Origin of the sequence: Methylobacterium sp. yr668 (genome assembly GCF_900116245.1) — a bacterium.
Lineage (GTDB): Bacteria > Pseudomonadota > Alphaproteobacteria > Rhizobiales > Beijerinckiaceae > Methylobacterium.
The window spans coordinates 171,227-195,920 of sequence record NZ_FOZY01000004.1; the positions used below are offsets into that span (position 1 = coordinate 171,227).

The 24,694-nt window shown below is 73.6% G+C and carries 18 protein-coding genes; 10 read left to right on the plus strand and 8 right to left on the minus strand.

Annotated features, from left to right (window positions below; genetic code table 11):
• Positions 1 to 27: 27 nt before the first annotated feature.
• The 5 genes from BM419_RS07170 to BM419_RS07190 form a co-directional block, all read right to left on the minus strand.
• Positions 28 to 606 carry an ABC-type transport auxiliary lipoprotein family protein gene (locus BM419_RS07170; protein WP_020092337.1) on the minus strand — a complete coding sequence of 193 codons (579 nt, stop codon included), beginning with the start codon at positions 604 to 606 and terminating at the stop codon, positions 28 to 30.
• Positions 607 to 727: 121 nt separating this feature from the next.
• A complete protein-coding gene (locus BM419_RS07175) occupies positions 728 to 1,810 on the minus strand; it encodes an MlaD family protein (protein ID WP_020092338.1) in 1,083 nt (360 codons plus the stop codon).
• 122 nt (positions 1,811 to 1,932) lie between these two features.
• Complete coding sequence (locus BM419_RS07180) at positions 1,933 to 2,742, minus strand: ABC transporter ATP-binding protein (RefSeq protein WP_056532693.1); 810 nt, start codon at positions 2,740 to 2,742, stop codon at positions 1,933 to 1,935.
• A gap of 10 nt (positions 2,743 to 2,752) precedes the next feature.
• Positions 2,753 to 3,907 (minus strand): ABC transporter permease, encoded by a 1,155-nt coding sequence (locus tag BM419_RS07185; RefSeq protein WP_026604795.1) that lies wholly within the window; start codon positions 3,905 to 3,907, stop codon positions 2,753 to 2,755.
• A 48-nt stretch (positions 3,908 to 3,955) separates the two neighbouring features.
• A complete protein-coding gene (locus BM419_RS07190) occupies positions 3,956 to 5,131 on the minus strand; it encodes an MFS transporter (RefSeq protein ID WP_091925907.1) in 1,176 nt (391 codons plus the stop codon).
• 145 nt (positions 5,132 to 5,276) lie between these two features.
• On the opposite strand from BM419_RS07190, the gene BM419_RS07195 reads away from it, so the two are divergent.
• Positions 5,277 to 6,575: a ribonuclease E domain-containing protein gene (locus tag BM419_RS07195; protein ID WP_091925909.1), complete on the plus strand. Its 1,299-nt coding sequence runs from the start codon at positions 5,277 to 5,279 to the stop codon at positions 6,573 to 6,575.
• A gap of 103 nt (positions 6,576 to 6,678) precedes the next feature.
• A complete protein-coding gene (locus tag BM419_RS07200; RefSeq protein ID WP_091925910.1) occupies positions 6,679 to 7,119 on the plus strand; it encodes a DUF1489 family protein in 441 nt (146 codons plus the stop codon).
• 69 nt (positions 7,120 to 7,188) lie between these two features.
• Here BM419_RS07200 and BM419_RS07205 read toward each other — a convergent pair whose 3' ends face one another.
• Entirely contained in the window at positions 7,189 to 14,592 is a 7,404-nt protein-coding gene (locus BM419_RS07205; protein ID WP_091925912.1) for an apolipoprotein A-IV repeat region-like domain-containing protein, read from the minus strand.
• A gap of 288 nt (positions 14,593 to 14,880) precedes the next feature.
• Here BM419_RS07205 and BM419_RS07210 point away from each other — a divergent pair, with 288 nt between their 5' ends.
• Both BM419_RS07210 and BM419_RS07215 read left to right on the plus strand, forming a co-directional pair.
• Entirely contained in the window at positions 14,881 to 15,201 is a 321-nt protein-coding gene (locus BM419_RS07210; protein WP_091680223.1) for an Hpt domain-containing protein, read from the plus strand.
• A 133-nt stretch (positions 15,202 to 15,334) separates the two neighbouring features.
• Positions 15,335 to 15,655, plus strand: coding sequence for a 2Fe-2S iron-sulfur cluster-binding protein (locus BM419_RS07215; RefSeq protein WP_091925914.1), 321 nt, complete (start codon positions 15,335 to 15,337; stop codon positions 15,653 to 15,655).
• Between the two features lie 157 nt (positions 15,656 to 15,812).
• On the opposite strand, the gene BM419_RS07220 is transcribed toward BM419_RS07215, so the two are convergent.
• Positions 15,813 to 16,988, minus strand: a complete 1,176-nt coding sequence (locus BM419_RS07220; RefSeq protein WP_091925916.1) for a vWA domain-containing protein — start codon at positions 16,986 to 16,988, stop codon at positions 15,813 to 15,815.
• 335 nt (positions 16,989 to 17,323) lie between these two features.
• On the opposite strand from BM419_RS07220, the gene BM419_RS07225 reads away from it, so the two are divergent.
• Positions 17,324 to 17,731, plus strand: coding sequence for a hypothetical protein (locus tag BM419_RS07225; RefSeq protein WP_091925918.1), 408 nt, complete (start codon positions 17,324 to 17,326; stop codon positions 17,729 to 17,731).
• Between the two features lie 49 nt (positions 17,732 to 17,780).
• Here BM419_RS07225 and BM419_RS07230 read toward each other — a convergent pair whose 3' ends face one another.
• The gene (locus BM419_RS07230) at positions 17,781 to 19,625 is read right to left on the minus strand and encodes a cation:proton antiporter domain-containing protein (RefSeq protein ID WP_020092349.1); all 1,845 of its coding nucleotides are present in this window, start codon (positions 19,623 to 19,625) and stop codon (positions 17,781 to 17,783) included.
• A gap of 310 nt (positions 19,626 to 19,935) precedes the next feature.
• On the opposite strand from BM419_RS07230, the gene BM419_RS07235 reads away from it, so the two are divergent.
• From BM419_RS07235 to BM419_RS07255, 5 genes are all read left to right on the plus strand, one after another.
• The gene (locus BM419_RS07235) at positions 19,936 to 21,195 is read left to right on the plus strand and encodes an ATPase (RefSeq protein ID WP_091925920.1); all 1,260 of its coding nucleotides are present in this window, start codon (positions 19,936 to 19,938) and stop codon (positions 21,193 to 21,195) included.
• Positions 21,192 to 21,833 carry a hypothetical protein gene (locus BM419_RS07240; RefSeq protein WP_020092351.1) on the plus strand — a complete coding sequence of 214 codons (642 nt, stop codon included), beginning with the start codon at positions 21,192 to 21,194 and terminating at the stop codon, positions 21,831 to 21,833. The genes BM419_RS07235 and BM419_RS07240 overlap by 4 nt, the downstream gene beginning before the upstream one ends.
• A gap of 233 nt (positions 21,834 to 22,066) precedes the next feature.
• Positions 22,067 to 22,918 carry an AAA family ATPase gene (locus BM419_RS07245; RefSeq protein WP_091925922.1) on the plus strand — a complete coding sequence of 284 codons (852 nt, stop codon included), beginning with the start codon at positions 22,067 to 22,069 and terminating at the stop codon, positions 22,916 to 22,918.
• A gap of 64 nt (positions 22,919 to 22,982) precedes the next feature.
• Positions 22,983 to 23,933, plus strand: coding sequence for a 3-hydroxyacyl-CoA dehydrogenase family protein (locus BM419_RS07250; protein ID WP_091925923.1), 951 nt, complete (start codon positions 22,983 to 22,985; stop codon positions 23,931 to 23,933).
• Complete coding sequence (locus BM419_RS07255) at positions 23,930 to 24,688, plus strand: SDR family NAD(P)-dependent oxidoreductase (protein WP_020092354.1); 759 nt, start codon at positions 23,930 to 23,932, stop codon at positions 24,686 to 24,688. Before BM419_RS07250 ends, BM419_RS07255 begins: the two co-directional genes overlap by 4 nt.
• The last annotated feature ends 6 nt before the right edge of the window (positions 24,689 to 24,694 follow it).

Sequence of the window (24,694 nt, forward strand, 5' to 3'; positions counted from 1 at the left end):
CGTCGGCGCGGCCCGGCCGCGGGGCCGTCAGCGCCCGCTGTTCACCCAGCGCACCACGTCGGCCAGCACGATGCTCAGCGCCTGATCGAGGGCGCGGGCGCCGCTGCCGGCATCGATCTTGGACACCGGCACGCGGGCCGTGAAGATCCGCGCCGCCGCAACCCTGCCGGTGCCGTCGGCCACGAGCTTCAGCGACAGGTCGACCACCGCCTCGCCGGTCCCGGACTGCACGTCGAAGGCGCGGATCTCGCTGATCAGCTGGTAGTCGGCCACGACCTTGTCGCCGGGCCGGCTCACCGAGCGGAGCCGCCCGGAATTCTCCAGGCTCTGGATGAGCCGCGTCTGGATCAGGCGCGGCAGCCGGTCGGCCCACTGGCCGCCGCCCAGGAACGACAGGGCGCCGCCGTTCTCGCGAACGATGATCCGGTCGGCCTCGAAGGGCTGGATGCTCACCGGCTCCGAGACCGCGATCGAGCGGCCGGCCGCGATCGGCCGCCCCGCGGCCGGCAGCGCCGCGAGGTCGAAGGTGAGGGGCGCCGCGCCGCCGCAGCCGCCCAGGAGGGCGGCGAGCAGCGCGGCGGCGGCGATGTGGGACGAGCGGACCATACGCATGACCTGAAGGACCCCGCCGGCGAACGGCGGAGCTGTATAAGCTATGCGGTTAAAACTAATCCGCTGCGGCATCCGTGCCGTGCGCCGGGACACATCCGCCCGGCGACGCGGCATTTCACCGGCCACCGTTGTATTCAGGCAACGAAGGCTTGCCGCCGAAGATCACCTGGCTCGGGTCGCGCTCCAGGCTGCGCACCGTGCGGTTGAGGGTGCTCAGCGTCCGCTGCCCGTCGCCCGACAGGGCCTCGACCTCCCGGCGGCCGGTGCCGCTCAGCCGGCCGAAATTGGCCGAGATGCTGGCGGTGCGCTTGTCGAGGTTCTCCGACATGGTCCGGAACGCCTTGCCGGCGTCGCGCACCGAGATCGCCGCCGCGCGGATCTCCGTGAAGGTGCTGGAGCCCTCCTGGCCGGAGGCCGAGCCCAGGAAGCTCTGGGCGCCGTTCAGCACCGCGTCGATCTTGTCGGCCGAGGCGCTGAGCTTGCCGGCGAGCAGCCGGGCGTCGTGCAGGCCGGCCTCGATGTCGGGGCTGGCCTTGGACAGGGCGGCCGAGAAGCGGTCGGCGTTGTCGATCACCCGGCCGAGCTTGGCCCCGTCCACGGCCTTGACCAGCGCCGAGATGTTCGGGCCGGCATCGGCCAGCGTCTTCGAGAAGGTCTCGACGTTGGTCAGCGACCGGTTGATCGCCCCCTCGTTGGCGGAGACCAGCCGGTCGAGGCGGGCCAGCATGTCGTCGGCCCGCTGCGCCACCTGGCGCGCCAGCGCCATCATGTCCTGCATGTCGGAGGAATCGGCGAAGATCGTCGGCGGCTCGCCGTTGGCCATCGGGGTCAGCACCGGCGCGTCGGCGTTGCCGCCCGACAGGGAGATCACCGAGACGCCGGTGAGCATCGCCGAGTCGAGGCGGGCGCGGGTGTCGGCCCGGAGCGGGGTCGCGGGATCGACCTTGATCGTGGCGAGCACCCGGCGGGGATCCTGCGGGGCGAGGCGGATGTCGGTGACCTCGCCGACCTTGATGCCGTTGAAATTCACGCTCGAGCCGCGCGACAAGCCCCCGACCGAGCCGGAGAAGACGATGCGGACGAGCTGGCTGACCTGCCGCGAGGAGCCGCCGGAGAGCCACAGCACGGTGCCGAAGCCCGCCAGGATGACGGCGATCGTGAAGGCCCCGATCAGGGCGTAGTTCGCGCGGGTTTCCATGCGCTCAACCTGCGGTTCTGGCCGGCGGAGATCCGGCCGGGCCTGGAGCCCCGGCTCCCGGAGGGGAGCAGGGCGGGATCTGGGTGGGACGGCGGCGATCGGGCATCGGGTCAGGCACGGGATCAGGCATGGGCCGAGGCGCCCCCCGTCGCGATGGTCCGGGCGCGCTTGCCGTGGAAGTAGGAGCGCAGCCAGGGATGGTCGCTCGCCAGCATCTCGTCGATCGTGCCGGCGGCGATGATCTGGCCGTCGCCGAGCGCCGCGATGCGGTCGCAGGCGGTGTAGAGGCTGTCGAGGTCGTGGGTGACCATGAACACGGTCAGCCCCAGCGTCTCCTTGAGGGTCGAGACGAGGTCGTCGAACTCGCCCGCGCCGATCGGGTCGAGGCCCGAGGTCGGCTCGTCGAGGAACAGGATCTCGGGATCGAGCGCCAGGGAGCGGGCGAGCGCCGCGCGCTTAATCATGCCGCCCGACAATTCCGAGGGCAGCTTGTCGGCGGCGTCGGGCTTCAGGCCGACCATCTCGATCTTGAGCCGGGCGAACTCGTCGAGCAGGCGCTCGGACAGGTTCAGGTGCTCGCGCATCGGCACCTGGATGTTCTGCTTGACGGTGAGCGCCGAGAACAGGGCGCCCTGCTGGAACAGCACGCCCCAGCGCTGCTCCATCCGGCGCCGCTCCGCGTAGGTGAGTTCGTCGACGTCGCGGCCGAACACCTCGATCGTCCCGGCCCGCTTCGGGTTGAGGCCGAGGATCGTCCGGGTGAGCACCGACTTGCCCTGGCCCGAGGGCCCGACGAAGCCCAGGATCTCGCCGGCGCGGATGTCGAGGCTCAGGCCCTTCAGGATGTTGCGGTCGCGGAAGCCGACCACGAGGTCGCGCACGCGGATGATCGGGGCGGGGCCATTCGGCGAGGCGGTCATCGGGGCATTCATCGCGGCGGCCTCAGAAATCGATCGCGGCGAAGAACACCGCGAACAGGCCGTCGAGGACGATGACCATGAAGATGGACTTCACCACCGACGCGGTGACGTGACGGCCGAGCGATTCCGCGGAGCCCTCGACCGCGAAGCCCTCGATCGTGGCGATCACCCCGATCGTCAGCGCCATGAACGGCGCCTTGATCAGGCCGACCATGACGTGGTGGACGCCCACCGCCGCCTGGAGCCGGACTAGGAACTGGTCGAGGGTCAGGCCGCCGTAGAGCATCGCGGTGAGGCCGCCGCCGGCGAGCGCCGCGAGGTCGCCGATCAGCGTCAGCATCGGCAGGCCGATCATCAGCGCGAGCACCCGGGGCACGATCAGGATCTCGACGGGGTCGAGGCCCATGACCCGAAGCGCGTCGACCTCCTCGCGCATGCGCATGGAGCCGATCTCGGCGGTGATCGCCGAGCCGGAGCGGCCGGCGACCATGATCGAGGTGAGCAGCACGCCCATCTCGCGCAGGATCAGGAGGCCGATCAGGTTGACCACGAAGGTCTGGGCGCCGAAGCGCTGGAGCTGGAAGATGCCCTGCTGGGCGACGATGCCGCCCACGAGGAACGAGATCAGCACGATGATCGGCGTGCCGTTGAGCGCCACCTGCTGGATCTGGTTGATCAGGGCGTTGCCGCGGAACGTGCCGGGTCGCAGGGCGACGCGCCCGCAGGCGGCGATCAGCTCGCCCAGGAACGCGAGGGCGGTGACGAACTCGCGGCCGCCCTGCACGGTCCGGCGCCCGGTGGAGTCGAGCAGGCCGACGACCGGGCCGTGCCGCCGCGGCGGCGGCGCGTCCGGCTCGCGCAGCCGGACCTCGCCCAGCAGGGTGCGGTGCTCCGGGCGGGCGCCGAGATAGGTGAGGGCGCTGCCCGCTTGCTCGATCTCGGCGCGGGTCCGCTCCAGGACCCAGGCGCCGAGCGTGTCGAGGCGCTCGATCCCCGACAGGTCGACCGCCACCGGCCCGGCGCGGCCGGCCGCCGCGATGCGCGCGGCCGCGGCCTCGACGGTCGGGGCCTGGTCGGCGGTCCAGCGGCCGTCGAGCGCCAGGCGGCCGTCGGCCGACCGGTCCCGCAGCGCGGCGCCGGCCAAGGCGCCGGGAACAGTGCCCTCGCTCAGCAACACCCATACTCCTCGATCGAGGCACCACCCTGCCCGGCGGTTATGACGACATTACGGTTGACGATCCGTCTCCAACCTCACCCCCCGCGCGCGGCGGGACGCCAGGGCGAGGCCCAGGCCGGCGGCGGCGAGCGGCGCCATCAGCAGGAAGGCGAGGGGGCCGCCGGACCGGTAGGCGACGCCGCTCCCCAGGGTCGCGACCACCGAGATCCCGGCATTGACCGCGCTGAGCGTGCCCTGCGCCCGGCCCCGCGCGCCGTCGGGGGCGTAGGCTGAAACGGCCGCCATGGCGCCGAGCTGGGTCGCCCCGAAGGTCAGGCCGTGGAGGCACTGGAGCGGCACCAGCGCCGCGAGGTGGTCGCCGAGGAGGTACATGCCGATCGCCCGCAGGATCGCCGCGACGGCCCCGGCACCGAGGAGCCGCACCGGGCCGCGCCAGGCGGCGGGCAGGGCGGGGAGGCCGGCGAACAGGGCGATCTCGGCCAGGACGCCGATCGCCCAGAGCGCGCCGACCCAGGTCGGCGGGATGCCCTGGCCGGTCCAGTAGATGCTGCCGAACCCGTAGATCGCCCCGTGGCTCGCCTGGATCGCGGCCGCCGCGCCGATGCAAAGCCAGAGCCGCCGCGGCAGCCGCGTCCGGCCGTCGCCCGCCGCCGACGGCGGCAGGGCCGCCACCGCGCGGCTGCGCCACGCCACCAGACCCGCGCCAAGGGCGAGGCCGGTCAGGAGCAGCGGCACGGCGAGCCGGCCGCCGAGCGCCGTCAGCAGCAGCCCGCCCGCGAGGTTCGCCAGCAGGAACGCGATGGAGCCCGCCATCCGGATCCGCGCGTAGGTCAGGCGGGCGTCTTGGCGCACGGCCGCGAGCGTCAGGTAGTCGATGCAGGGCACGAGCGGCGCGCCGGCGACCGCGTTGAGCACGATCAGCCCGGCCAGCAGCGGCCACCCGATCCCGGCCGCGGCGGGCATCAGCGCGTAGGACAGGCTCAGGGCGAGGCTGCCGAGCAGGATCAGCCGCCGGGGCCCGAGGCCGCGGTCGAGGAGGCTCATCAGCGGCGCCGTGGCGGCGATCCGCGTGGCGATCGGCAGGGCGAGGAGGAGACCGATCACCCGGGCATCGAGCCCCAGGGCGTCGAGCCACAGGGGCATGAACGGCATCGCGATGCCGATCTCGGTGAACACCACGGCGTAGAGCAGCGACAGGCGCGCCGGGCCGGACGGGCGGGGCAAGGCGGGTCTCGACGAGCGGGGTGAGCAGGGAGGTGGGACCGGGAAGGCGTCCGTAAGCGCCCGTTAAAGGCCCTCTGTCAAATTCGCCGCGATTGGCGCGCATCGGGGCCGCCGCCGCGCCCGCATTCAGCGTCCAGAGAGGCCCATGTTCGGTTCCGTCAACCCGAGCGCGCACGCTTCGGCCGAGTACGAGGCGATCGAGGCGACGATCAGCGCCAGCGAGCGCGGCCGCTGGTTCCTCGCCGAGTACGCCCGGCGCAACCGGGGCGCCGAGACCGAGGTGCTGCTCGGGGCGATCGCGCGGCTGGAGCGGAGCGTCACCGCCGACCGCGGGCAGGAGGCCTTCGGGCACCTGCGCGGCAATCTCCTCGACATGGCCGACGCGATCAGCCGGACCAAGGGCGAGATCGCGGCGCTCAACACCCCGAACGGCGACGAGACCCGGCTGACGCAGGCGTCCCTCGCCCTCGACGCCATCGTGCGCGAGACCGAGCAGGCCACCTCCGACATCCTCAGCGCCGCCGAGTCGATCCAGGAGGCAGCCTGGACCCTGCGCGAGCACGGGGCCGAAGCGCAGGCCTGCGACGCCCTCGACCGCCACGCGACCGCGATCTACACGGCCTGCTCCTTCCAGGACCTGACCGCGCAGCGCACTGCCCGGATCGTCTACACCCTGCGCTACCTGGAGGACCGGGTCTCCGCGATGATCGCCATCTGGGGCGAGGACGCGGTGCGGGTGCCGCCCCACCGGGGCGCGCGGCCGGCCGGCGAGCCGGCCGATCTGAACCAGAGCGACATCGACCGCTACATCGCCATGGACGTGCCGGCCGTCACGGTGGCGGCCCTCGTGGCCCGCCCCGGCAGCCCGGCGCTGCACGAGGATCTGGTGTTCCTGCCGGTCCAGGCGGAGGCCCGGGCGCCGGAGGCCGAGCGGGAGACAGAGGTCGCGGCCGAAGCGCCGGCCGCGCCGGAGCCGGTGGCGGAGGCCGAGCCGGACGCCGTGTCCGAGCCGGCGGGAGTGGCCGCGCTGGCATTCGCCCCGGAGCCGGACCTCGCCGCGCCGGGGGACGGGTCGGAGGCCGCACCCGCGGGCGACTTAGAGGCCGGCTTGGAGGCCGGCTTGGAAGCCGATCTGGAAGCGGACTGGGCGGTCGATCTCGAGACCGCCCCGGAGCCGGAGCCGGCTCCGGAGGTCGCCTCCCTTCCCGTCGCCGATCCGTCCGCCGCGGACGCGCCGGAGCCCGCCACCGCGATCGAGGAGGCGTTCGAGGCGGACGTCGAGGAGGACGTCGCGCGGGACATCGCGCGGGACGTGGCCGACCTCACCTGGGGCGAGACCGTCGCGGCGGCGCCCGAGCCGGCGATGCCGCCGGAGGAGCCGGCCCTGAGCTTCGCCGAGATCGACGCGCTGACGCCGGAGCAGCGGCTCGCGCTCTTCGCCTGACGGGTCCGGCCCGGCGCCGGCGCTCCGGCGCGGTTCGACAGGCGCGCGCCGGCGCGGACCCTGCTATCAGGAGCGCCCCCGGCACCCCCGAGCAAGCGCATCCGTGGCCCTGCACCTGATCAAGCTCTGCGTCGGCCCCGCCACCATCGCCGACCTCGAGGCCCGGCAGGCCCGCTTCCGCGCGGAGGCGCTCCGGGACGGACGGCAAGCGGCGCCGTTCCACGTCACCCGCACCCTGCCCAAGCGCCACCGGGAGATCACCGGTCAGGGCTCGATCTACTGGGTGATCCGCGGGACGCTGTCCTGCCGGCAGGCGATCACCGCGATCGAGCCGCTCACCGGGGAGGACGGCATCCCGCGCTGCCGGCTGGTCTTCGATCCCCGGCTCGTCCCGGTGGCGCCCCGGCCCTACCGGCCGTTCCAGGGGTGGCGCTACCTGACGGCCAGCGACGCGCCGGCCGATCTCGGGGCCGAGGCCTCGGGGGACCTCGCCGAGATGCCCGAGGCCCTGCGGCGCGAGCTGGTCGGCCTCGGCCTGCTGTGAGGGCGGGGCGGGTCTCGTCGTCCCCGGTACGACCCGCCGGCGCCGCGAGCGGCCCCGGCGGGATCGGTCCTACGCCCCGTCGAAGCGCCCGCTGGCATGGGCCAGCATGGTGTAGACCTTGCCGGTCTCCGAGGTCAGGTAGGCGTCGGTGCGCTTGGCGTCGCTGTCGTTCTTGACCACGTCGCCGAGCAGGCGCTCGAACTCGCTGACGTAGCGGTCGACGCTGCGGCGGAACTCCGCGTCGGTCCTGTAGCGGCGCTGGATCTCCGCGAAGGTGGCCCGGCCCTGCGGCGTGTAGATCCGCGGGTCGAACAGGTTCGGCTCGCCCCGGCGGTACCGCTCCCACAGGTCGACCGCGGTCCGGTGCTCGATCATCTTGGCGATGTCGGTCGAGATCGTGTCGAGGGCGATCCGCCCGGTCTCGGCGGCCGCCACCGCGGGGCGGCGGGCCGCCGGCGCGGGCGCCGGGGCGGCGGCCGGCGCGTCGGCCGCCGGCTCCTCGTCGTCGTCCAGCGAGGCGCGGGTCAGCAGGTCGGACAGCCAGCCGCGCTTGTCGCCGGCCTGCGCCGGGCGGGCGGTCGCGGACGGGCGCGGCGCCTCGATCTTGGCCGTGGCGGGCCGCGGCGTCGCCGCGGGCGCCGGCAGGGCCGGAGCCGCGGGGGCCGCCGTCGGCATCGCCGGTGCAACCGGGGCCGCGGCGGGCGCCGCCGCCGCGACGGCGCGGCCGCCGCTCTCCGCGACCCGACGCTGGGGCTGCGCCTGCGGCTGGGCGACGTCGACCGCGCGGCCGGAGCGGGAGACCAGGGACGACAGCTCGTTGAGGGCCTTGATCTGGTCCGCCACCACCCGGCGCATCTCGCCGGTGGCGTCCTGCGTCTCGCGCGGCAGCTCGAGGACGCCCTTGGCGAGCTCGGCGCGGGTCGCGTCGAGTTCGCCGCGGATCGAGCCCGCCATCTCGCGCAGGGCCGAGAAGGAGTCGCCGAAGCTGGCCTGGGCCTCCTGGAAGCCGCTGCGCATCTCGCGGGCCGCCTCCTCGATGACCTGCCGGACGCCCTGGGCGGCCTTCTCGCCCTCGGCGCTGGCGCTGTCCTTCAGGTCGGCGAAGGCGCTCGTCACCGAGGCCCCGGCGCCCTGGGCCGACTGGGCCAGGGACTCGCCGACGCTGCGGGCGCGCTCCTCGGCGGCGCGCAGGGTCTGCTCGATGGTCTGGGCCAGGGCGGTGCCGTTCTGCTCCAGGGCGGCGGCCCGGGCCTCGAACGCGGCCAGCGCCTCGGTCAGCTTGGTCTCGCGGCCCGACAGGGCCGAGTCGAGGCGCTCCTCGATGGCCGCCAGGGAGGCCGCGGCCCGGTCGAGGGCCGCCACGTGCGCGGCGGTCTGCTCGCCGAGGGAGCGGCCGCGGCCGTCGAGGGTCTCGGCGAGGCGCGAGGCCTCGCTGAGCGCCCCGTCGGCGGCGCCGCGCAGGGCCTCGACCTGGGCCGAGACGCCGGCGCTGGCCCGGCCGGTCTCGGCGGCGATGCGCTCCAGCGCCCCCTGGACCTGCTCGATCCGGCCGGCGAGACCCTGCTCGATCGCGCCGAGATTGGTGTCGGCGCCGGCCACGAGGTCGGTCAGCGCCGTGTTGGCGGCCTCGATCCGCTGCAGCAGCGCGCCGAGCTCGCGGCCCATCCGGTCGTTGGTCTCGAACAGCTCCGAGAGGGTGCGGCCCGCGCCGTCCTCGACGGCGGCGCGCAGCAGCTCGGCCGAGGCCCGCGACTGCACGGCCAGCTCCTCGGTCCGCTCCCGCAGGCTCTCGGCGAGCGGCATTCCGGTCTCGGCGAGCGTCCGCTCGATCGCCTCGGCCCGGTCCGACAGGGCCCGCGACAGGTCCATCATCGGCCCGTCGATGGCGCCGCGCAGGCGCTCGACATGGCCCTCCAGGCTGTCGCCGACGGCGCGGCCGCTGCCCTCGACGCTGGCGAGCAGCGCGCCGCCGCGCTCCTCGATGGCGCGCACCAGGGTCTCGGCGCTCTCGGCGAGGCGGCGGGACAGAGCCTCGCCGCGGGCGTCGACCAGGGCACCGAGCGCCGTGGCGCGGCGCTCGAACCCGGCCCCGAGGGCCTCGGTGCGGGCGTCGATCAGGCCGGCGAGCGCGGCCTCGCGGCGGCTGAGCGTCTCGGCCAGGGCCGCGTTGTGGGCCTCGACCTGCTCGGCATGGGCGCGGGCCCGCTCGTCGAGGGCGGCGACCAGGGACGCCGTGCGCTCGTCCATGAGGCCCGCGAAGGCCTCGTGGCGGTCGTCGAAGGCGGTGGCCAGGGTGTCGGCGCGCTGCGCCACCAGGGTCGCGAACAGCCGCATGCGGCTGTCGATGCGCTGCGTGAAAGCGTCGGCGCGGGCGTCGACGCCGCGGGCCAGGGCCTCGCTCTGCGCCTCGACGGCCTGCGCCAGGGCCGCGGTGCGGCCCTCGACCACGCCGTCCAGCTCCCGCAGCCGGGCGTCGAAGGTCTCGACCAGGGCGCCGGTGCGGCCCTCGACGGCGCCGTCCAAGGCGCGCAGGCGGGCGTCGAAGGTCTCGACCAGGGCGCCGGTCCGGCCCTCGACGGCACCGTCGAGGGCGCGCAGGCGGGCGTCGAACACCTCCACCAGGGCGCCGGTCCGGCCCTCGGCGGCCGCCACCAGGGCTTGGCCGCGGTCCTCCAGCAGGCCCTCGATCGCGGCGCGCGCCTGCTCGAAGGTCGCCCGCAGGGTCTCGACGCGCGCGTCGACCCGCTCGGACACGTCGCGGCCGGTGCCCTCGACCAGGGCGCCGAGGCGGTTCTGCACCCGGTCGAACAGGGTCTGCAGCTCGCCCGTCCGCTCCTTGAGGGTCTCGGCGAGGCGGTTCTCGCGCTCCTCGAGCAGGCCGGCGATCGCCGGGTTCACGCCCTCGATCGTGGTCTGGAGCGCCTGGGTGCGGTGCTCGATGGTGCCGGCGATCTGGCGGCCGCGGGTGTCCACGAGGCGGTCGATCTCGCCCTGCGCCCGCTCGAACAGGCCCTGGAGGTCGGACAGGCGGGTGTCCAGCAGGTCCGCCATCTGGGCGGGCGCCGCGTCGAGGGTCGTGCGCAGGCCCTCGGTCCGGGCCGCGATGGCGTCGGCGACCTCCTGGCCGCGCCCGTCCACGAGGTCGCGCAGGCCGGCCTGGGCCTCCTCGAACAGGGTGTGGAGGCGCTGCGTGCGGGCGTCGAGGGTGGCGGCGAGCTGGCGCTCGCGGGTCTCCACCAGCGCCGAGACGGCGGCGGGCGCCTCCTCCAGCACCGCGCGGAGGGACTGAATGCGGGCGTCGACCGCGGCGGCGAAGCGGCCGCCGCCGCCCTCGACCACGCCGTCGAGGGCCGACTGGGCCTCCTCGAACAGGGTGCGCAGGGCCTGGGCTCGGGCGGTGAGGGTGTCGGCGAGGCGGGTGCCGCGGCCGTCGACCAGGCTCTCGAGGTGGCCCAGCCGCTCGTCGAACAGGCTGCCGAGCTGGCGGGTGCGGTCGTCCAGGGCGCCGGTGGCGGAGCCGAACGCGCCCTCCAGGGCGGCGACCATCGCCTGCCCGCGGCCGTCCAGCGCCTCGTGGATCGGGCCCATCCGGCCGTCCAGGGTGGCGGCCAGGGTGCCGGCATGGTCGTCCAGCAGGACGCGGATCTGGTTGGTGCGGTCGTCCAGCAGGGTGTGGACCGAGCGGACGCCCTCGTCGAGGAGGCCGCTGATGTCGGCCGTGCGGCTCGACAGGGTGTGGCCCAGGCGGCCCTCGCCGGCATCGAGCATCCGCTCGGCGTCCGCGATGGTCTGCTGGAGTTTGGCGAGCACGCTCTCGCCGCGCTGGTCGATGAGCTCGGCCAGCGAGGTGCCGCCGCGGTCGAGCAGGCGGGCGAGCTCGGTGATCCGGCCGCCGATCGCCCCGAACACGGCGCGGCCCTTCTCGTCGAGCTCGCCCGACATGGCGGCGATGCGCTCGTCGATCAGGCGGCCGATGAGGTCGGCGCGCTCCGCGAAGGCCGCGTGCACGGCCTCGGTGCGGGCCGCCAGCGCCGCGTCGGCGTTCTCGGTGCGCTCGTCCACCAGGCGGATCATCGAATCCGCGCGGTTCGCCAGCGCGGCCTCGAGGCCGCGGGTGGCCTCCTCGATGGTGCCGGTGAGGGCGCGGACGCGCTCGGCCATGGCGCCGTCGAGGCCGCCGGTCCGGTCGGCGATCATCGCCACGAGGTCGCGGGTCCGGCCGGCCAGCTCCTCGTCCACCGCCCGGGTGCGCGCCTCGATCAGGCGGATCGCCTCGAAGGCCTGGACGCCGAAGCTCTCGTCCACGAGGCGGGCGCGCTGGTCCAGGGTCTCGGCGATCGCCTGCAGGCGGCCGATGACGCCGGTGTCGAAATGGCCGGCGCTCTCCTCGATCCGCCGGGCGATCTCGCCCGTGTGGCGGGCGATGTCCTGGCCGAGCCCGGAGGTGCGGCCCTCCAGCATCTCCATCAGGCCGCGATGGCCCTCGGCCATGACGCGGGCCATCTCGTCGGTCCGGGCGCGCAGCGCGTCGTCCACGGCGTTCGCGCGGCTGCCGAGATGGTCGTCGATCTGGCCGACCAGCGCCGCCACGGCGGCCGCGATGGCGGCGGCCCGCTCGGCCGAGCGCGTCTCCAGGCCGCCGAGATGGGTCTCGATCAGGCTGCCGGCCTCGCGGGCCCGGGTGGCGATCGTCTCGGCGACGGCCTCGCCCTTGCCGGTGAGGAGCCGGTCCATCTCCTCCAGCCGGGCGCCGACGGTCTCGCCCAGCGCGGCGGTGTCGCGGTTGATCCGGTCGGCCAGGATGTCGCCGCGGGCGATGGTCTCCTGCAGGGCGGCGAGGCGGTTGCCCAGCGTCTCGTCGATCGCCCGGACCCGGCCGTCGGCGGTCTCGGCGAAGCTCGCGCCGGTCTGGCTGAGGGTGTCGGCGATGCGGGCGCCCTGGCTCGCCACGGCGAGCACGATGTCGCGGCCGGTGCCGCTGATCCGGGCCTGGGTCTCGTCGGCGTGGCCGGCGAGCAGCTCGGCGACGCTCCGGCCGTGCTCGCCGAAGGCCGCCTCCATCTCGCCGATCCGGGCGGCGAGGTCGGCCGAGATCGCGCGGGCGGCCTCGGCGAGGCTGCCGGTGGCGTCGCCGGTCCGGGCGGCGAGCTCGCGGTTGAGATCGTCCAGGGCGGCGCGGACCGCCGCGACGGCGTCCGTGCCGCGGGCGCCGAGCTCGGTGCCGGCCCGGTCGGCGGCGTCGCGGAACCGGGCGGTGAGGATCGCGGTCTCGGCCTCGACCGCGCCGGTGACCTCGCCGGAGGCGTTGCGCAGGGTGTCCAGGGCCGCGGCGAGCCGGGCGGCGGCGTCCCGCGTCTGCGTCTCGGCGGCCTGGCTCGCCTGATCGGCGGCGGCCCGCAGTGCGGCGGCCGCCTCCTCGGTCCGCGCCGACAGGGCGGCGGCGGAATCCGCGACCCGGCGCTCGAACACCCGCACGGCCTCGAGGGTCCGGGCCTCGACCGCGCCGGTGGCGTCCTCGGCCGTGCCGCGCAGGGCATCGGTGGCCGCCTCGGCCCCGCGCCGGAGCGCCGCGACCGCCTCGGCGGTGCGGCCGTCGATCTCGCCCGACAGGCCCTCGACGGTGCCCCGCAGCGACTGGACCGCGGAGGAGGCCCCCGTCTCGAAGCCCCGGCCCAGGGCCGCGAAGGCGGCCTCGAGGTTGGCCGCGACCGTCTCGGTCCGGTGCGCGATGCTGCCGCCGGCCTGCTCGGCCGCCGCCGCGACCCGGTGCTCCAGGTCCGCGGCCCGGACCGTCACGGTCTCGTCGAGGCGCGCCGCGATGCCGTCCATCCGCTCGGCGAGGGCGCCGCCGCGCTCCGACAGGGCCTCGGCGATCCGCTCGGCGGTGCCGACGAGGTCGTCGCGCACGGCGCCCGCGCGGGCCGCCAGGGTCTCGCCGGCGCCGCTGGCGGCGAGCGCCAGGGCGGCCTGGGCGTCGCGCCCGCGGCCCTCGATCGTCTCGGCGACCGACAGGCCGGCGCTCTCGATCTCGGCGCGCAGCGCGAGGCCGCGGCCGGCGATGTCCTGGGTCAGGGCCGAACCGGTCTCGGCGAAGCGGGCGGTGATCTCGGCGCCCATGGCGCCGAAGCGCTCGGTCAGCTCCGAGCCGCGCGACAGGAAGGCGGATTCGAGCCCCGTCACGGAGCGCTCGAAGGTCTCGCGCACCGTGCCGGCCTGGCGCTCCAGCGCGTCGCTCACGCGGCTGCCAGTCTCCTCCAGGGTCCGGGTGAGGGCACCGGCATTCTCCGACAGGCGCTCGGCCAGGGCGGTCCCGGCGGCCTGGAAGGCGCCGGTCGCCGTGCCGGCGCGGTCCTCGAAGGTGCGGGTCAGGGTCTCGCCGACCTCCTGGAAGCTGCCGCGCACCTCCTGGCTGGTGGCCGCCAGCGTGTCGATCAGGTCGCTGCCGCGGGCGGTCATCAGGTTGACCACCCGGTCGCCGGCCTCGCCCAGGGAGGCGGTGATCGCGGCGCCGCGGGTCTCCAGCGCGCCGGTCACGCGCTCGCCCGCGCCGGTCACCGCGGAGACGATCCGGTCGGAGGCGCCCTCCAGGTCCTGGCTCAGGCTCTGGTGCGACCCGGTGATGGCGCTGCGCACCCGCTCGGCGTTGGTGACGATCGCCTCGCGCTGGGCCACCAGCTCGTCCACGAGGGAGCGGATCCGGATCTCGTTGTCGGAATAGGCCCGCTCCAGGGTGGCGATCTCGCCGCGCACCAGGGTCTCCAGCTCGCCGGCCCGGGCGAGCGCCCGCTCGACGCCGTCGCCCACCGCCGCCACCTCGCGGCGCACGGTCTGCGACATGGTCAGGACCGCGTCGGTGGAGAAGCTCTCGGGCTCGGCCAGGCGCACCGCGACCTCGCCGACCGCGCGGGCGACGAGGCGCATCTCCTGGGCGCGCACCGCCAGCATGGCGGCGATCACGAACAGCACCACCGGGCCGAACAGGGCCGCGGCGCCGACGCTCGCCTGGAGGGCCGAGAGGCCCGACAGGACGGCGCGCAGGTCGCCGTCGGACTTCGACCACGCGATCAGCACCAGGGCGCCGATCCAGACCGCGCCGGCCGCGAGGGCGAGCAGGTAGGGCTTGGGCGAGGAGCGCACCCGCAGGGTCTGCTGCAGGATGCCGATGTTGCGCCGGTCGTCGTTGGCCACGAGCGAGCGGTCGGGGGGCAGGAGGCCGCCCTCGCGGCGGGGGCGGTCCAGGCCCGGCGGCGGCAGGTCGGAGGCGAGCGGCGGGTCGAGGTCGAGGCGCGGCGGCATGGTCCGGCCGGCGTCGAGACCGCCGTCGCGCAGCGGGTCGGCGTCACCGACATCGGGCAGGCGCGGCTCGGCGCGGCCGTCGGTGCCGTTCGGCGTCAGGGCGTCGAGGTTCAGCGCCTGCTCGATCGCAGAGAGCGCGGCCTCGGCCGGGTCCTTCAGCTTCTTCTCGGTCGCCATACAACGCCTCGTTACACGGGTTCACCGGCGCCTGGAGAGGCTTGAGCCGGAGACGCAACGCCCCGTTTACCATTACAAGACTAAACTCGGGCAGCGACTGCCGATACCCGAGCCCTCGACCGGCCCCAGAAAAGGTTAACCGAATGGTTACCGGGCCCGTCGCTCGCCGCCTCCACCATCCTGCCGCAGGGGAGGGGTCCGGCGCGATCCCCACCCGGCGAATCAGGGGGTGAATTGTGTGGATCAGATCCGCAATCCCCGACGAATCCGGATGCCGGGAGCCCGAACATGCAGGCCATCGACCCCGCGGAACTCGAGGCCCAGACCGGCGGCGACGCCGACCTGGCCCGTGAGGTCCTGGAGCTGTTCGCCGGCCAGTGCCGCTCGATCCTGCCGCGCCTCGCCGACCCGGCCCTGCCGCGGGCGCAGCGCGCCGACCTCGCCCACACCCTGAAGGGCTCGGCCGCGGGCGTCGGGGCGATCCACGTGCGGGCGCTCGCGGACGCCGCGGAGACGCGCCTGCGCGCCGGCGCCGGGGCGGTGCCGGTCGACGACCTCGCGGCCGCGGTCGCGCGGGCGCTGGCGGAGATCGCGGAGGCGCGCGCCTGACGGTGTCGCCCAATGCGGCGATCGATCCGGGACCGGTGTCTAATGCCGCGCTTGCATTCCGCGTTTCCAGCCGCCAAGCAGGCACGCCGCCCGTCGGACAGATTGCGCTCGACGCGAGCCCGGAGCCCCCAGCATGCCCAAGATCACCTACGTCGACCACGCCGGGACGGAACGGACCGTCGAAGGCAGCGTCGGCGCGACCGTGATGGAGACGGCTATGCGCAACAACGTCCCGGGCATCGACGCGGAGTGCGGGGGCGCCTGCGCCTGCGCCACCTGCCACGTCTACGTGGCCGACGCCTGGATCGACACGGTCGGCAAGGCGCAGGACATGGAGCAGGACATGCTGGATTTCGCCAGCGACGTCCGCGAGAATTCCCGCCTCTCCTGCCAGATCAAGATCACGTCGGCGATGGACGGCCTCGTGGTGACGACGCCGTCCCAGCAGGGCTGAGACGGAAACCGTCTCGGTCGCGCGATCCCCGCCCGTCCTCGCGAGCGCAGCGAAGCGACCCAGGGTGGCACGACATCCATGTATGCGGCGCTGCTGGATCGCTTCGCTGCGCTCGCGAGGACGGCATCACCTCCGGTCGCGTCGCGCTGTGAGGCCGTCATCGCACCAGGGCCCGCGCCGCCGCGTCGAGCCCCTCCAGGGTGAGGGGGAACATCCGGCCGGCGACCAGCCGCTGCATCATGCCGATCGACTGCGTGTAGCCCCAGTGCGTCTCGGGCACCGGGTTCAGCCACGCCGCCTTCGGGAAATGGTCGAGGAGCCGCTGCATCCAGGTGGCGCCCGCCTCCTCGTTCCAGTGCTCCACGGAGCCGCCGGGCGTCGCGATCTCGTAGGGGCTCATCGAGGCGTCGCCCACGAAGACGAGCCGGTAGTCGCTGCCGTAGGTGCGGATCACGTCGAGGAGCGGCGTCTTGGCCTCGTGGCGCCGCCGGTTCTCGGTCCAGACCGCCTCGTAGGGGCAGTTGTGGAAGTAGTAGTGCGCGAGGTGCTTGAACTCCGAGCGCGCCGCCGAGAACAGCGCCTCCGCCTGCTCGATGTGCCAGTCCATCGAGCCGCCGACGTCCAGGAACAGCAGCACCTTCACGGCGTTGCGCCGCTCCGGCCGCAGCTTCACGTCGATGTAGCCCTGGCGGGCGCTCGCGCGGATCGTGCCGTCGAGGTCGAGCTCCTCCGCCGCGCCGGTCCGGGCGAAGCGGCGCAGGCGCCGCAGCGCCAGGCGCATGTTGCGCGCGCCGATCTCCCGGTCGTCGTCGAGGTCCTTGAACTCGCGCTTGTCCCAGACCTTCACCGCCCGGAAGTTGCGGTTCCCGTCCTGGCCGATGCGGATGCCCTCGGGATTGTAGCCGTAGGCGCCGAAGGGCGAGGTGCCGCCGGTCCCGATCCATTTCGAGCCGCCCTGGTGGCGCCCCTTCTGCTCGGCGAGGCGCTGCTTCAGGGTCTCGAACAGCTTGTCCCAGCCGAGCGCCTTCAGCTCCGCCCTCTCGGCCTCGGTCAGGTACTTCTCGGCGAGCTTCCTGAGCCATTCCTCCGGGATCGCGGCGGGCTCGACCGCCTCGCCCAGGGTCTCCAGCCCCTTGAACACCGTGCCGAACACCCGGTCGAACCGGTCGAGATGCGCCTCGTCCTTCACCAGCGCGGTGCGCGACAGGAAGTAGAACGCCTCGACGTCATGCTCCGCGAGGCCCCGGTCCAGGGCGCCGAGCAGGGTCAGGTACTCCTTCAGGGAGACGGGGACCTTGGCGTCCCGGAGGGCCGTGAAGAACTGCAGCAGCATGCCGGGAGAACGCGCCAGCCGGGCGTCCGGGTCAAGCCCGCGCGAATCGGTCGGCGCGCCGCCGAGCGTGGCAGGACTTTTCCGAAGGACTTCCGAGTCTTCGCCGATGGTCGACAAGATTCAGCCCCGTCGGCAGCGCCGATTCCGGCGCCCAAACGAGTCTCTCCGACCCGATGGGACTCATAACCTGGGCATAAGTCGTCGAATCTGTTGATATGTGACCGGACAAGCCTCGCCCAGTCACTCAATCGGTCATGGGAATCGCTCAACTCGGGACATCGAGTGTGTGCGGACGCGGCAGCGCGGCCGACACGGAGCTAGCGAGGAGACCTGCGATGGCGGTCATCCTGCGGAATCTGACGGAATTCAAGCGGTTTCTCGGGAAGCCGGGGGCGACGATTCAGCTGGTGCGCAACACCTTCATGGACCGTCAGCCGGAGGCGACCCGGGACGCCTACCGCGACAAGGGCATGTACGCCCCGCGGGCGGTGCAGGCCCTGTCGCGCAAGGCCGCGGTCTTCACCCTGCGGGGCTATCCCTGGACGGTCTGGCTCTACTGGGACAAGGGCGCCCGCGGCTGGCGCTTCTCCGGCGACACCGTGACGGTGCCCCTGGTCACCGGCCTCGGGCCGGCGGACGAGCTGGTCTACCGGTGCAGCTTCGCCGACGGGTTCGAGCCGGCGCCGCGCAGCCGCGCGGCGCGGCGGGCCAAGCACGAGGACGCGCACCCGGTCCTGATCTGAGCGGGGCCCCCGGGACCTCCGCTCGGATCTCCCGCCTCAGGCCGCCCCCTCAGGCCTCCTGGCCGGCCGCCTCCTGGCGCTCGGGCTCCCGCTTGACCGGGGCCTTGCCCAGCGCCTTCCCGACGGTCCGGCGGGCCCGGAAGATCGGCTTCGACTCGCCCTCGCGCTTCTTCAGCAGGGCGCGGTACTCGTCCCGCCGCTCGTGGATCGACGCGATCACCAGCCCCATCGGCACGCCGACATCGACCAGAACGGCCTCCGACAGCTGCAGCGAGGCCTCGATCGTCTCCGGCACCGCGTCGTCGACGCCGAGCTCGTAGAGCGAGGAGGCGTGGCGGGCGTCGCGGGCCCGGGCCACGATGGTCAGGTCCGGCCGCTCGGCGCGGGCCGCCGCCACCGCCGCCTCGACGGCGCGGGGATTGTCGAGGGTGACGACCAGCGCCCGGGCCGTGGCGATGTCGCAGCGGCGCAGCATCTCGGTGTTGCCGCTGTCGCCGAAATAGACCGGCGCCCCGGCGCGGCGCTGCTCGGCCACCCGCGCCGCGTCGGAATCGAGGGCGATGTACGGGATCTTGTGCCGCTCCAGCATCTCGCCGACCTGCCGGCCGACGCGGCCGAACCCCGCGACGATCACCCGGTTCCCCACGCGCTCCGGCACCGGCTCCGCCTTGGCGGTGGCCTGGGCGCTGGCGGTCGCCCGCAGCTTGAGCCGGCGGCCGACGGCGGCGAGCGCCGGGATCATGATCATCGTGACCGTGGTCACCACGAGGGCCGCCGCGCCGACCTCCTCCGGCACCAGGCCGGTGGCCATGGCGCCGCCGATCAGCACGTAGGCGAACTCGCCGCCCGGGCCGAGGAGGAGCGCCGTCTCCAGCGCCACCGGCCGGGGGATCTTCAGCACGGGGGCCGCCATCATCACCACGGCGGCCTTGATCAGGACCAGCGCCAGCGACAGGCCGATGATCGCCCCCGGCGTCGCCATCAGCTGCGCCGGGTCGAGGTTCATGCCCACCGAGACGAAGAACACGCCGAGCAGCAGGCCCTTGAACGGGTCGATCGTCGCCTCGATGGCCCGGCGGTACTCGGTCTCGGCCAGCAGCAGGCCGGCCACGAAGGCGCCGAGCGTCATCGACAGGCCGCTCGCCGCCGCGGTCAGCGCCGTGCCGACGATGACCAGCAGGCAGGCGGCCATGAACAGCTCGGTGGAGCGCGTGCGCGCCACGAGCTGGAACAGCGGGCGCAGGGCGAGGCGGCCCGCCACCACGATCAGGGCCAGCGCGATCGCCGCCTGACCCAGCGCCAGGGCGAGGGCCCAGCCCTTGTCGCCGCCGTCGTCGCGGCCGAGCACCGCGATCGCGAACAGGGCCGGGGCCACCGCCAGGTCCTGGAACAGCAGCACCGCGAAGCTCGTGCGCCCGGTCGGCGCGTTCAGCCGCTTCTGCTCGGCGAGGACCGGCAGGACCACCGCGGTCGACGACAGCGCGAGGCCGATGCCGACGATCACCGCGCCGGTGAGCGGCACGTTGAGCCCGTAGAGGATCGCGCCGAGGATCAGCGCGGAGCAGCCCACTTGCAGGGAGCCGAGGCCGAAGACCAGCCGGCGCAGCACCCGCAGGCGCTCCCACGACAGCTCGATCCCGATCATGAACATCAGGAAGATCACGCCGAACTCGGCGAGGTGCGAGATCTCGGCCCGGTTGCCGATGGTGAAGAGGTGCACGGAGGGATAGGTGTCGGCCAGCCGGCCGAGGCCGAAGGGGCCGAGCAGGGCCCCGGCGCCGATGAAGCCGAGCACCGGCGAGATCCGCAGGCGGTGGAACAGCGGCACCACGATGCCCGCTGTGACGAGAAACAGGATCGCTTCCTTGTAGGAGCCGGCGTGGACCTCTGGCATCGGCGGCGGATCGAACCTCGTCTCTCGGGGGTGGGGAGCGCCGCTCACGGCCGCGCGATCATGGGTCGGCGGCGCCCTCGGAGCAACCGGATTCGGCCCGCGACCGGTCCCGCGGACGTGCGTTCCGACACAAGCCGGATACAGGCGCGGGTGAGACATTTCGGTCACCGGCACGCGGGATGCGGACGGCATCCAAAGGAGGCATGCGGTGAAGGCGTGCAACGCGGCCCAAAATCGGCACAATGCGCGCATACACGCCTGAGTTAACCGGGGGTTAAGCTCGGCCGGGCTCGGCCCGGAACTGGACCGGATGGATGCGACGAGGCCGATGATCTCCATCAAATCGATATTTGCCGGTCCGGCAGCGCCCCCCAGCCGCGACCTCGAGCGCGAGAAGCGCGAGTGGAAGCTCGAGTCGGACCGCTGGCGGCACCAGCGCCACGTCGAGAAGGGCTACCGCATCAAGTGGGGCTACGTGGCGATCGCGTACCTCGTCGAGTTCATGGTGATCGGCGCCTCGCTCTGGGGCGCGTGGCTGTTCGCGGGCGTCTACAGCGACGGCGACTGGCACGCCTTCTACTTCATGCTGCTGGCGCCGCTGGTCTACGCCGCGGTCGAGCTGTGCCGCGTGCCGCTCGGCATCCTGGCCCGGACCCAGCGCTCCTACTTCGTGCGCGGCCTCGCCGTGCTGGGCATCATCTTCGCGGCGGGCGTGACCACCAAGTCGGTGTCGCAGCTCGGCGAGATGATGTTCCATCCCCGCCTGATGGAGGCGGCCCGGACCAAGACCGCCCTGAAGGACACCCAGGCCGACCGCGCCACGATCGGCGACCGGATCAAGGCGGCCGACGAGCGCGTGGCGCAGTACACGGCCGAGCTCGACCAGATCGAGAAGCGCTCCGCCGACAACGCCCAGCAGCTCGCCGGCCTCCCGGCCCAGCGCTGCGAGCGGGTCTTCGGCACCAACAGCAAGGGCCGGAAGTACCAGAACCTGAAATGCGTGGCCGATCCCCGCGTCGCCGCCCTGTCGCAGGGCGTCGCCAAGGCGTCCGCCGACCGCGCCGGGATGATCAAGGACCTGGAGGAGGCCCGCAAGGCGCGCGCCGCCCTCGATCCGGGCGCCGCCGACCGGCGCGTGGCCGATGCCGAGCAGGGCTACCGCAACGCGGTCAACCGCTCGCAGCTCCACTCCTTCACCGCCATGGTCTACGGCGTCGACCCGATCGACGTGACCGAGAGCCAGGTCCACGCCTTCCTGCGGATCTTCGTGTTCCTGCCCGCGGTCTGCGCCGCCTTCGCGTCGACGATCCTGGCGCTCTGCGCGGTCTCGACCCGCCGGACCTTCATGGACGAGGACGATCTCGGCGCCGCCGTGAACCCGGAGGCGGCCCCCTACATGCTCGACGCGATCGCCGACGCCCTGCGCTCGCACCCCGAGCCGATCCTGCCGCGCGCCGCCAACGCGTCGGGCGCGGTGATCCCGATGAACCGGCCGGCCCAGGGCCAGCAGGCGCTGCCGAACCAGACCCATCCGGGCCCGACCCTCCCTGCCGCTGGAGCCGGCGCATGAACTACGTCGCGAGCGGGACCCCCGAGAACATCGCCCTCGCCCAGCAGGTGAATTCCCGCCTGCGGGCGGATTCGAGCTACGTCGCGGCCCGGGCCTTCCTGTTCCGGGCGCTGGGCTTCGGCGCCTTCGCGTGCCTCGCGGGCATCGGCGTCGGCGCGGCGGCCTACGGCTGGGCGACCCTGAACCAGTTCGACACCGCCGCCGAGAAGATCGCCGCCGCCATGCAGGCGGCGCTCTCGGACGTGACCCTGAAGACCAAGGGCGAGGTCACGCTCACCGACAACACCCTCAAGCTCGAGGGCCTGCCCAAGGCGCCGGCGACGCCGACGCCCACCAAGGCGCAGCTCGGCAACGACGCCGCCCCGGCCTCCAAGGCCGCGGTGAACACGACCTTCACGGTGTTCAAGCAGGTGCCCTACCTCGACGGGCAGATCGTGACCGGCTGGAACTTCAAGGACAGCGCCGAGCAGCCCTACCAGCAGTACTGCTACTTCTCCCGCCGCTCCAACGAGGCGAAGGGCCAGGTCGAGATCAAGATCGACCTCGCCATGGACGGCAAGACCCTGCCGCAGCCGCAGAAGTCGGACGTCAACCTCGAGATCCTCGCCCGGAACTGCGTCTGGCACGAGAAGGGCTGAGATCGCTCGCGGCGCCACCGTCCTTGCGAGCGAAGCGAAGCAATCCAGGGTAGCGCCACGCCTTCGGACGTCCCGCTGCTCTGGGTCACTTCGCTTCGCTCGTGATGACGGCGTGGACCATCGGGCGGGCGCATCAGCCGGCACCGACTGGGACGGCCGGACGGGGACGGCGCTTGCGGCCCGGCGGCGCGGCGCGCTACCCCTTGGCCCGAGCCCCTCTCTCCGAGACCGCGATGCGCTTTTCCGGAACCGAGACCTACGTCGCGACCCCCGACCTCACCGCGGCGGTCAACGCCGCCGTGGTCCTGGAGCGGCCGCTCCTCGTGAAGGGCGAGCCCGGGACCGGCAAGACCGTGCTGGCCGAGGAGATCGCCAAGGGCTTGGGCGCGCCGCTGATCGTCTGGAACATCAAGTCGACCACCAAGGCGCAGCAGGGGCTCTACGAGTACGACGCGGTCTCGCGCCTGCGCGACTCCCAGCTCGGCGACCCTCGGGTCTCGGACATCTCCAACTACATCCGGCGCGGCAAGCTCTGGGAGGCGTTCACCGCGCCCGAGCGCCCGGTCCTGCTCATCGACGAGATCGACAAGGCCGATATCGAGTTCCCCAACGACCTGCTGACCGAACTCGACCGGATGGAGTTCCACGTCTACGAGACCGGCGAGACCGTGAAGGCCGTGCGCCGGCCGATCGTGATCATCACGTCGAACAATGAGAAGGAGCTGCCGGACGCGTTCCTGCGCCGCTGCTTCTTCCACTACATCAAGTTCCCCGACGCCGAGACGCTGCAGCGCATCGTCGACGTCCACTATCCGGGCATCAAGCACCGCCTCGTCGAGGAGGCCCTGCGGACCTTCCTGGCGATGCGCGAGGTCCCGGGCCTCAAGAAGAAGCCCTCGACCTCGGAGCTGCTCGACTGGCTGAAGCTCCTCGTCTCCGAGGACATCGCCCCCGAGACCCTGCGCGAGCAGGACGGCCGCAAGCTGATCCCGCCGCTGCACGGGGCGCTGCTGAAGAACGAGCAGGATGTCAGCCTGTTCGAGAAGCTGGCCTTCATGATGCGCCGGGACCAGCGCGGCGGCTGAGGCCGGACGGACGACCCGAGGATTCCCGCGAGAGGAGCCCGGGGCAGGGACAGGAGCGTGCGGCATGGGCGAGATCGCGATCGTCGGCGGCGGCGTGATGGGGCACGGCATCGCCCTGGTGCTGGCGCTCGCCGGCCACGGCGTGCGGATCACCGACACGCGGCCCGAGACCCGGGCGCGGATCCCCGGCCTGATGGAATCCGCCCTCGCGACCCTGCGGGAGGCCGGCGCCGCCCCGGAGGGCTGGGATGCCGCGCGGCTGGCCCGGGCCGTCCGGGTCGAGGCGGCGCTCGACGCGGCGGTCTCGGGCGCGGGCCTCGTGATCGAGGCGATCACCGAGAACCCGGAGGCCAAGCGCGCGCTCTTCTCCGAGCTCGACCGGCTCTGCGCGGCCGACGCGGTCCTGGCCAGCAACACCAGCTACCTCGACGTCTTCCCGCTGATCCCGGAGCGCCGGCAGGCGCGGGCGCTGATCCTGCACTGGTACACGCCGCCCTACATCGTCGACCTCGTCGACGTGGTGCCGGGGCCCGGCACGGACCCGGCGGTCGTCGCCGCCATGGCCGAGTTCGTGCGCGGCCTGGGCCAGGTCCCGATCGTGCTGAAGCGGTTCATCCCCGGCTACATTGCCAACCGCATCCAGCAGGCGATCAGCGCCGAGGTGTTCCGGCTCCTCGACGAGGACGTCGCCGCGCCGAAGGACATCGACGACGCGATCGTCCACGGGCTCGCCCTGCGCATCCCGATCCTCGGCCACCTCGCCAAGGCCGACTTCACCGGGCTGGAGCTGACGCAGCGGGCGCTGGCCAACGGCAGCTACGCGCCGCCGCCCCCGCGCACCCGCTCCGAGACCCTCGATGCCCTGTGCGTCGCCGGCCGGACCGGGGTGATGGCCGGCAAGGGCTACTTCGACTGGGGCGGGCGGCCGCCGGAAGAGCTGTTCCGCGAGCGCGACCGCAAGCTCCTGGCGCTCAAGGCGGCGATGGCCGGGATCGGCCGGATGGAGGGATCATGATCGGAGCGGACCTGTCCGGGCGGCGCGTCCTCGTCACCGGAGCCTCGTCGGGGATCGGGCTCGCGACCGTCGCGATCTTCGCCCGCAACGGCGCCACCGTGGCGCTGAACCACCTGCCGGACGATCCCCGCGGCCCCGAAGAGGCCGCCCGGCTCGCCGGAGCCGGATTCTCGGTGATCGCGCTGCCCGGCGACGTGTCGCGGGCGGGCGAGGCCGAGGCGATGGTTGCGGCCGGCATCGACCGGCTCGGTGGCCTCGACGTGCTCGTCAACAATGCCGGCACGTCGGGCACGACCACGCCCATCGCCTTCGAGGATCTCGACGCGATGACCGAGGATTTCTGGGCCACGATCCTGGCGACCAACCTGCTCGGGCCGTTCCGCTGCGCGAAGGCCGCGGCCGCGACCCTCAAGGCGAGCCGCGGCGCCATCGTCAACACCGCGTCGGTGGCCGGCCTCGGGCGGCGCGGCTCGTCGGTCGCCTACTCGGCGAGCAAGGCCGGACTGATCAACCTGACCCGCAGCCTCGCCCGGGCGCTGGCGCCGGACGTGCGCGTCAACGCGGTGGCGCCCGGCCTCGTCGCCACGCCCTGGACCGAGCCCTGGTCGGAGGAGCGCAAGGCCTCGACCGTGGGGCGCACCATGCTCGGCCGCATGGCCCGCCCGGAGGACATCGCCGAGACGATCTTCTTCCTGGGCGCGGGCGCGGCCTACATCACGGGCGAGACCATCACGGTCGACGGCGGAGCGATCTGACGCGCG

Coding starts and splice junctions, on each gene's coding strand:
- BM419_RS07170 (WP_020092337.1), bottom strand. CDS start 606: ATGGTCCGCTCGTCCCACATCGCCGCCGCCGCGCTGCTCGCCGCCCTC.
- BM419_RS07175 (WP_020092338.1), bottom strand. CDS start 1,810: ATGGAAACCCGCGCGAACTACGCCCTGATCGGGGCCTTCACGATCGCC.
- BM419_RS07180 (WP_056532693.1), bottom strand. CDS start 2,742: ATGAATGCCCCGATGACCGCCTCGCCGAATGGCCCCGCCCCGATCATC.
- BM419_RS07195 (WP_091925909.1), top strand. CDS start 5,277: ATGTTCGGTTCCGTCAACCCGAGCGCGCACGCTTCGGCCGAGTACGAG.
- BM419_RS07205 (WP_091925912.1), bottom strand. CDS start 14,592: ATGGCGACCGAGAAGAAGCTGAAGGACCCGGCCGAGGCCGCGCTCTCT.
- BM419_RS07210 (WP_091680223.1), top strand. CDS start 14,881: ATGCAGGCCATCGACCCCGCGGAACTCGAGGCCCAGACCGGCGGCGAC.
- BM419_RS07215 (WP_091925914.1), top strand. CDS start 15,335: ATGCCCAAGATCACCTACGTCGACCACGCCGGGACGGAACGGACCGTC.
- BM419_RS07220 (WP_091925916.1), bottom strand. CDS start 16,988: ATGCTGCTGCAGTTCTTCACGGCCCTCCGGGACGCCAAGGTCCCCGTC.
- BM419_RS07225 (WP_091925918.1), top strand. CDS start 17,324: ATGGCGGTCATCCTGCGGAATCTGACGGAATTCAAGCGGTTTCTCGGG.
- BM419_RS07230 (WP_020092349.1), bottom strand. CDS start 19,625: ATGCCAGAGGTCCACGCCGGCTCCTACAAGGAAGCGATCCTGTTTCTC.
- BM419_RS07235 (WP_091925920.1), top strand. CDS start 19,936: ATGGATGCGACGAGGCCGATGATCTCCATCAAATCGATATTTGCCGGT.
- BM419_RS07240 (WP_020092351.1), top strand. CDS start 21,192: ATGAACTACGTCGCGAGCGGGACCCCCGAGAACATCGCCCTCGCCCAG.
- BM419_RS07245 (WP_091925922.1), top strand. CDS start 22,067: ATGCGCTTTTCCGGAACCGAGACCTACGTCGCGACCCCCGACCTCACC.
- BM419_RS07250 (WP_091925923.1), top strand. CDS start 22,983: ATGGGCGAGATCGCGATCGTCGGCGGCGGCGTGATGGGGCACGGCATC.
- BM419_RS07255 (WP_020092354.1), top strand. CDS start 23,930: ATGATCGGAGCGGACCTGTCCGGGCGGCGCGTCCTCGTCACCGGAGCC.